General features: G+C 54.1%; 10 protein-coding genes, 4 tRNA genes and 1 rRNA gene. All 15 read right to left on the bottom strand.

The genetic code is table 11. The annotated features are described in order from the left end of the window. Positions 1-95: 95 nt before the first annotated feature. Positions 96-461 (bottom strand): 50S ribosomal protein L7/L12, encoded by a 366-nt coding sequence (rplL, locus tag GUY40_RS14670; RefSeq protein ID WP_018925654.1) that lies wholly within the window; start codon positions 459-461, stop codon positions 96-98. A gap of 79 nt (positions 462-540) precedes the next feature. Further along, the gene (rplJ, locus tag GUY40_RS14675) at positions 541-1,041 is read right to left on the bottom strand and encodes a 50S ribosomal protein L10 (protein WP_166569643.1); all 501 of its coding nucleotides are present in this window, start codon (positions 1,039-1,041) and stop codon (positions 541-543) included. 200 nt (positions 1,042-1,241) lie between these two features. Further along, on the bottom strand, positions 1,242-1,937 hold the full coding sequence (gene rplA / locus GUY40_RS14680; protein WP_166569644.1) for a 50S ribosomal protein L1: 696 nt from the start codon (positions 1,935-1,937) through the stop codon (positions 1,242-1,244). Then, positions 1,938-2,369, bottom strand: coding sequence for a 50S ribosomal protein L11 (rplK, locus tag GUY40_RS14685; RefSeq protein ID WP_028944937.1), 432 nt, complete (start codon positions 2,367-2,369; stop codon positions 1,938-1,940). Positions 2,370-2,483: 114 nt separating this feature from the next. Next, positions 2,484-3,017, bottom strand: coding sequence for a transcription termination/antitermination protein NusG (nusG, locus tag GUY40_RS14690; protein WP_010443972.1), 534 nt, complete (start codon positions 3,015-3,017; stop codon positions 2,484-2,486). 9 nt (positions 3,018-3,026) lie between these two features. Continuing rightward, a complete protein-coding gene (gene secE / locus GUY40_RS14695; RefSeq protein WP_166569645.1) occupies positions 3,027-3,395 on the bottom strand; it encodes a preprotein translocase subunit SecE in 369 nt (122 codons plus the stop codon). A gap of 45 nt (positions 3,396-3,440) precedes the next feature. Then, positions 3,441-3,516, bottom strand: a tRNA-Trp gene (locus tag GUY40_RS14700). A 54-nt stretch (positions 3,517-3,570) separates the two neighbouring features. Beyond that, positions 3,571-4,764 (bottom strand): elongation factor Tu, encoded by a 1,194-nt coding sequence (gene tuf, locus GUY40_RS14705; protein ID WP_166569639.1) that lies wholly within the window; start codon positions 4,762-4,764, stop codon positions 3,571-3,573. Between the two features lie 84 nt (positions 4,765-4,848). Next, positions 4,849-4,924, bottom strand: a tRNA-Thr gene (locus GUY40_RS14710). A gap of 27 nt (positions 4,925-4,951) precedes the next feature. After that, a tRNA-Gly gene (locus tag GUY40_RS14715) sits at positions 4,952-5,025 on the bottom strand. 23 nt (positions 5,026-5,048) lie between these two features. Then, positions 5,049-5,133, bottom strand: a tRNA-Tyr gene (locus GUY40_RS14720). Between the two features lie 144 nt (positions 5,134-5,277). After that, a complete protein-coding gene (locus tag GUY40_RS14725; RefSeq protein WP_166569646.1) occupies positions 5,278-5,721 on the bottom strand; it encodes a hypothetical protein in 444 nt (147 codons plus the stop codon). 7 nt (positions 5,722-5,728) lie between these two features. Next, on the bottom strand, positions 5,729-6,478 hold the full coding sequence (locus GUY40_RS14730; RefSeq protein ID WP_166569647.1) for a pantothenate kinase: 750 nt from the start codon (positions 6,476-6,478) through the stop codon (positions 5,729-5,731). Beyond that, complete coding sequence (birA, locus tag GUY40_RS14735) at positions 6,468-7,424, bottom strand: bifunctional biotin--[acetyl-CoA-carboxylase] ligase/biotin operon repressor BirA (protein ID WP_166569648.1); 957 nt, start codon at positions 7,422-7,424, stop codon at positions 6,468-6,470. The genes GUY40_RS14730 and birA overlap by 11 nt, the downstream gene beginning before the upstream one ends. 178 nt (positions 7,425-7,602) lie before the next feature. Then, a 5S ribosomal RNA gene (gene rrf, locus GUY40_RS14740) occupies positions 7,603-7,718 on the bottom strand. Positions 7,719-7,720 lie beyond the last annotated feature (2 nt).

Genomic DNA, 7,720 nt, shown 5'->3' on the forward strand with positions numbered 1-7,720 from the left:
TGGTCGACCGCCTATAACGGAAAAAGGCCGGTGGCATGAGCCACCAGCCATCAGCCGTTTGCTTTACGCTCAGGCTGGAGACGCAAAGTCGATGCTTACTTGAGCTCGACTTTGGCGCCTGCTTCTTCCAGAGCTGCTTTGGCTTTGTCAGCTGCGTCTTTGGCAACAGCTTCCAGAACCATGGCAGGAGCGCCGTCAACAACAGCCTTGGCTTCTTTCAGGCCCAGACCGGTCAGCTCACGTACTGCCTTGATCACGTTAACTTTCTTCTCGCCAGCTTCGGTCAGCATGACGTTGAATTCAGTTTGTTCTTCAACAACGGCAGCGGCAGCAGCTGGGCCAGCAGCGGCAACAGCAGCGGTAACGCCGAAGGTTTCTTCCATTGCTTTGATCAGCTCAACAACTTCCAGAACGGTTTTCTGGCCGATTGCTTCGATGATTTGCTCGTTAGTCAGAGACATGACTTTAAATCCTGTATTGGGGTGACAGCCTACGCAGCCATCAAATTAAACATATGATTTTGAAAGAGTTTACGATGCCTTAGGCAGCGGAAGCTTCTTTCTGGTCGCGAATGGCCGCCAGAGTACGAGCCAGCTTGCTGGTAGCGCCTTGGATCACGCTCATCAGCTTCGCAATAGCTTCGTCGCGAGTTGGCAGCGAAGCCAACACGTCGATCTCGTTTGCTGCGAGGTACTTGCCCTCAAACGCAGCTGCCTTGATCTCGAACTTGTCCTGACCCTTGGCGAACTCTTTGAAAATACGAGCAGCAGCGCCCGGATGTTCCTTGGAGAATGCAATCAGGGTCGGGCCTTTGAACACGTCGTTGAGAACCGAATACTCGGTGCCTTCAACAGCGCGCTTGAGCAGGGTGTTACGTACGACACGTACGTATACGCCAGCTTCGCGGGCCTCTTTACGGAGTCCGGTCATAGCGCCTACAGTCACGCCACGGGCATCAGCCACGACAGCGGACAGAGCGCCTTTGGCAGCCTCGTTGACTTCAGCGACGATGGCCTTCTTGTCTTCGAGTTTAATTGCCACGGGTTTAACTCCTGCTTGTTACCGTTTCATCCCCCCGAAGGCGGATGTCGTTTTGGTGTCTGATTCGGTAAGGAACCGGGAGCACCATCTGCGTAGGCTTTAAGGTTTAAGACTTTCGCCGCCTACGGTCTTGGATAGCCCCCGCCAGGCAGGGACCCCAATTTTTCCAATTGGCGCAATTTCTTGCGCCAACGGTTGTCTTACGCGTTCAGCGAGCTCTGGTCGATAACCAGACCTGGGCCCATAGTGGTGCTCAGGGTAACGCGCTTGACGTAGATACCTTTCGAAGAAGCTGGCTTGATACGCTTCAGATCAGCGATCAGGGCTTCAACGTTTTCCTGCAGCTTGACAGCGTCGAAACCGACTTTGCCAACGGAGGTGTGGATGATACCGTTTTTGTCTGTACGGTAACGAACCTGACCAGCCTTGGCGTTTTTAACCGCGGTGGCTACATCTGGAGTTACGGTACCGACTTTAGGGTTAGGCATCAGGCCGCGAGGACCCAGAACCTGACCCAGCTGACCTACAACACGCATGGCATCAGGCGATGCGATAACGACGTCATAGTTCAGGTCGCCGCCTTTCATTTCGGCAGCCAGATCGTCCATACCAACGCGATCAGCGCCAGCAGCCAGAGCAGCTTCAGCAGCTGGGCCCTGGGTGAAGACAGCAACACGTACAGTCTTGCCAGTACCGTGTGGCAGCACAGTAGCGCTACGTACGACCTGGTCAGATTTACGTGGGTCAACACCGAGGTTAACAGCAACGTCTACAGACTCGCTGAACTTGACGGTGGACAGTTCGGTCAGCAGCGCAGCAGCTTCAACGAAGTTGTAAGCCTTGCCAGCTTCGATTTTCGAAGCGATAGCCTTTTGGCGCTTGGTCAGCTTAGCCATTTACACACCCTCCACGTTGAGGCCCATGCTGCGAGCAGAACCGGCGATGGTACGCACGGCTGCTTCCATGTCAGCGGCAGTCAGATCAGCATTTTTGGTTTTTGCGATCTCTTCCAGCTGAGCACGAGTCACAGTGCCAACCTTAACGGTGTTCGGACGTGCAGAACCGCTGGTCAGACCAGCTGCTTTCTTCAACAGAACCGAAGCCGGGGTGCTCTTGGTTTCAAAAGTGAAGCTACGGTCACTGTAAACAGTGATGATCACTGGAGTCGGCAGACCGGCTTCTTGACCCTGAGTACGGGCGTTGAAGGCCTTGCAGAATTCCATGATGTTCACACCGTGCTGACCCAGTGCTGGACCAACGGGTGGGCTAGGGTTGGCCTGGCCGGCCTTTACTTGCAGCTTGATGTAAGCCTGAATCTTCTTAGCCATGAGCTACTCCAATATCGGGTACGAACGCCAGATGGCTCCCCGGTTACTTGCGTTTTATCCCGAGACGACAAAACCCCGCAGCACAGGGCTGCGGGGTGTGGGATGCTCGCTCAGCTAGACCTTTTCGACCTGACTGAACTCAAGCTCTACCGGAGTAGAGCGACCGAAAATAAGCACGGCAACTTGAATGCGGCTCTTCTCGTAGTTAACTTCTTCGACAGTGCCGTTAAAATCAGCGAACGGGCCATCAGTGACTCGTACGACTTCACCTGGCTCGAACAAGGTTTTCGGCTTCGGCTTGTCGCTACCGTCAGCCACGCGACGAAGGATAGCTTCCGCTTCCTTATCGGTGATCGGTGCAGGCTTGTCGGCAGTTCCGCCAATGAAACCCATCACCCGAGGAGTATCCTTGACCAAGTGCCAAGTACCCTCATTCATGTCCATCTGAACCAGCACATAGCCTGGAAAGAACTTACGCTCGCTTTTGCGCTTCTGGCCATTACGCATCTCTACCACTTCTTCGGTAGGGACCAGAATTTCGCCAAAACCGTCTTCCATGCCAGCCAGCTTTACGCGCTCAATCAGAGAGCGCATTACATGCTTCTCGTAACCCGAGTAAGCATGCACAACGTACCAACGCTTAGCCACGGGACACCCTTAGCCAACAATCAAGGAAACAAGCCAACCCAGCAGGGAATCAAGCCCCCACAGGAGCAACGCCATCACCAGCACAACCGCAACAACAATCAGGGTGGTCTGGGTGGTTTCCTGGCGAGTCGGCCAAACGACTTTACGAATCTCGGTGCGAGCTTCCTTCGCCAGCGTAAAGAACGACTTACCCTTGGCAGTCTGCAAAGCCACGAACGCAGCAACAGCTGCAATAACGAGCAATGCCAATACGCGATACAGAATCGGGGATGCGGAATAGTAATGATTACCGACTACGCCGACAACCACCAACGCGACCACAAGCAGCCACTTGAGCAAATCAAAGCGAGAATCTTGGGCTTCGGCCTTGGGAGTCATCTAGGAGGATCCTGTGAAAAGAAAGCCAGACACACCGAGTGAATCTGGCAGGTCAGGAGGGAATCGAACCCCCAACCTACGGTTTTGGAGACCGTCGCTCTGCCAATTGAGCTACTGACCTAAAACTTGAATCAGGCCGACCATTATGCCGGCCCGAAGAAGGCATTTCAACTACTTATTCAATAATCTTTGCTACGACGCCAGCGCCGACGGTACGACCGCCTTCACGGATAGCGAAACGCAGACCGTCTTCCATTGCGATGGTCTTGATCAGGGTGACAACCATTTTGATGTTGTCGCCTGGCATTACCATCTCAACGCCTTCTGGCAGCTCGCAGTTGCCAGTTACGTCGGTAGTACGGAAGTAGAACTGTGGACGGTAGCCTTTGAAGAACGGAGTGTGACGACCGCCTTCTTCCTTGCTCAGAACGTACACTTCAGCTTCGAACTTGGTGTGCGGCTTGACCGAACCTGGCTTGACCAGAACCTGGCCACGCTCAACGTCGTCACGCTTGGTACCACGCAGCAGAACACCGCAGTTCTCGCCCGCACGGCCTTCGTCCAGCAGCTTGCGGAACATTTCAACGCCGGTGCAGGTGGTGACGGTGGTGTCACGCAGACCAACGATTTCCAGCGGATCCTGAACCTTGACGATACCGCGCTCGATACGACCGGTAACTACAGTACCGCGACCGGAGATCGAGAATACGTCTTCGATTGGCATCAGGAATGGCTTGTCGATCAGACGAACTGGCTCAGGGATGTAGGTATCCAGAGTTTCAACCAGTTTACGAACGGCAGTGGTGCCCATTTCGTTGTCGTCCAGACCGTCCAGCGCCATACGAGCCGAACCGATGATGATTGGAGTGTCATCACCCGGGAAGTCGTAGGTGCTCAGCAGGTCGCGAACTTCCATCTCAACCAGTTCCAGCAGCTCAGCGTCGTCTACCAGGTCAGCCTTGTTCAGGAAGACCACGATGTACGGAACGCCAACCTGACGGGACAGCAGGATGTGCTCACGGGTTTGTGGCATCGGACCATCAGCGGCCGAGCAAACCAGGATCGCGCCGTCCATCTGGGCAGCACCGGTGATCATGTTCTTCACGTAGTCAGCGTGACCTGGGCAGTCAACGTGAGCGTAGTGACGAATGGTCGAGTTGTACTCAACGTGCGCGGTGTTGATGGTGATACCGCGAGCTTTCTCTTCTGGGGCGCTGTCGATCTTGTCGAAGTCAACACGAGCCGAACCGAAAACTTCGGAGCAAACGCGAGTCAGAGCAGCAGTCAGAGTGGTTTTACCATGGTCAACGTGACCGATGGTGCCAACGTTGACATGAGGTAGGGAACGATCAAATTTTTCCTTAGCCATCAATAGCACTCCCCGCAGAAGAATTAAACAAACGTCACTAACCATTAAAACAAAGGCAGATATTTTCATATCTGCCTTTATATATGGAGCTCTTGAGCGGATTTGAACCGCTGACCTCACCCTTACCAAGGGTGTGCTCTACCAACTGAGCTACAAGAGCGATACATCTTTGCAAAAACAGCAAACTTGGAGCGGGTAGCGGGAATCGAACCCGCATCATCAGCTTGGAAGGCTGAGGTTCTACCACTAAACTATACCCGCGGAGCTTGCAGCTCTCGCTAAATTGGTGGAGGGGGAAGGATTCGAACCTTCGAAGTCGTAGACGTCAGATTTACAGTCTGATCCCTTTGGCCGCTCGGGAACCCCTCCTAAGCGTGGGCGGCATTTTCAACTCTTGCCGCCTTCCTGTCAAGCTTTTTCTCATTAAAATCTTGAGGTTAGCTAATTTGACAGTCGCTTCACAGTTCGTTGTCTTCGACATCTCCCTGTTCAGCGGGCGCCATTCTATGCAAACTATTCGAAGGATGCAACACCCTCGCACAACATTATTTTATGTTTTAACTCTTTGAAATCCCGAGAAAGATTCCTGAGCATCGCCTCGTCCAGCGAATCGCGATTTTGCTCCGAAATACGCACCCAAAAACCTGGGTTATCCATGATCTTTCCTACCGGCTTTGCAGTGATATCCAGCGAAAGCAACCTCTGCTCCAAGGCCTCCATGCGCTCAAGAGCACTCACGCCGCCGACAAACAAACATTCTGCAGGTTTTGCAGAGGAGGCCTGCGACACCTCACTCGCCCCCTCGCGAGCAGACTCGCTTAGAAGCTGAATCCCTTGTCGATTACCCTTGTAAAGCGAAAGCGGCATCACTTCCTTGGCCTTGAGTGGCGCCTCTTGCTGATGCCATACGTAATAGAAAGCGTTCAGCACTACCAGCAGCAGAAATAACCAGCGCATAGATACCTCAAGACAGGGGGCACGCCATGGCGAGGCCGATAAACACCAGATCGGACACTACACGAGCCTGAGGCACTAACTCTTGCACGAGATCCGCATCACCCCCGGTCAGGAACAACTCATAGTCATGCCCCCAAAGAGAACGGGCATGCTCGACCTGGGTCAATACAAACCCACGCAGCATTAACGTACATCCGCGCTCGACAGCCTCAACGGTGGAGCGCCCCGGCTGAAGACTCACGTGGGCTTTCTGCGCAGACGCATCATCGTAGCGAATTCGCCGCGTATGGGTTCTTAGCTGATTCCTCATCAGAGGCATACCAGGACAAATGAATCCCCCCAGGTGCTCTCCGTCTGCCGCAACGAAATCAGACGTTGCAGCGGTCCCTAAATCGATAACGACGCAGGCTCTCCCGGCCAGATGATACGCACCCAGTACCGCGAGCCATCGATCCAGACCCAATCGCTCGTACTCGCCATAGCCATTACGCACACCGGCCATCTCTCGAGCCGGCTTTGCACAGACGATTGGAATAGCGAAGGCCTCTGCGAGCACCTGCACGAGCCTGGACGTTTCTTCCTCTGTCCTGACGCTGACGAGCCGACACCGCTCAAGACGGAGCTCGCACAGACTGTGCAATGCAGTCACCAACGCCTGATCGGAGTCGACAATTCCACCGGCCACTACTTTATTGCCACCAGAGGACAAGACCCGCCATTTAATGAAGCTGTTCCCGCAGTCGAGCTCAAGAATCATCACGCAACCTCAAACTGAGCTCTCCACCACTGAAGTGCTTTTCAACGTTTCCTACCTGCAGTCGCAAGGCGCCCTGCTGGTCAATCCCGAGCACAACACCATCAACTTGCTGCGCACCTGCGATCAGAGAGACTTGCCGCCCCTGCCACAAATGACAACGCTCCCACTCCGGCTGAATAGCTGCAAAGCCTGAGTCGCGATGCCGCGCCAGATACGCCTGCAGTTTGGCATTCAATAGGCCGACCAGAAGATTTCGATCCACAGACCTACCAGTCTCCAACTGGATCGATGTCCAATCTTGATCAACCTCATCGGCCGTACGCATATTGGCGTTTATGCCAACGCCGAGAACCACATGACACACATCCGCCGGATCACCAACAAGCTCAAGCAGTATCCCTGCGATCTTGCGTTTACCGACCAACACATCATTTGGCCATTTTAATCCAGCTTCGGCTATACCGAGCTCTCGCAAGGCCTGCAATACCGCAAGACCCACAACCAGACTCAACCCTTCCAGCTGTCGCATTCCGCCATCTATACGCAATACCAGGCTGTAGTAGAGGTTTTCGCCAAACGGGCTGACCCACTTGCGCCCTCGACGACCACGGCCAGCCGTCTGCCGTTCAGCCAGCACCATAAATGGCGCCGGTTGCCCACGCTCAATCGCACGAAGCGCTTCTGCGTTCGTGGAATCAATAGAGTCGAATACCATCGCCGACCAGGAAGCCGAATCTCTGGAAGCAATGAGCTGCTCATCCAGCAGTACTAATGGTGCAGCCAATTGATAGCCACGGCCGCGCACCTTGTGGATTTTCAGGTTCAGCTCGGTTTCCAGGTGTTGCAACTGCTTCCACACCGCGCTGCGGCTAATACCCAGGGCGACACCAAGTGCCTGGCCGGAATGAAAGCGGCCATCCTTGAGGAGTTTCAACAACGTCAGCATGCGAGCCTCGCATCACAATGAGGGAGGCATAATAGCCATGCAGTGAGCTGTTGCATAGAAAACCCCGGCAGCCAGGAACACAGCAAAGCAGCGGAAGCGCTGAGATACGACCGCCGAATTTATTCGGGAAAAGACAAAACCCCTACCTGCGTACGCAGATAGGGGTTTCGGAATTTAATCTTGACGATGACCTACTCTCACATGGGGAAACCCCACACTACCATCGGCGATGCATCGTTTCACTGCTGAGTTCGGGATGGGATCAGGTGGTTCCAATGCTCTATGGTCGTCAAGAA

It is taken from the genome of Pseudomonas sp. R5(2019) (assembly GCF_009905435.1).
In the GTDB taxonomy this organism is placed as follows: Bacteria; Pseudomonadota; Gammaproteobacteria; order Pseudomonadales; family Pseudomonadaceae; genus Aquipseudomonas.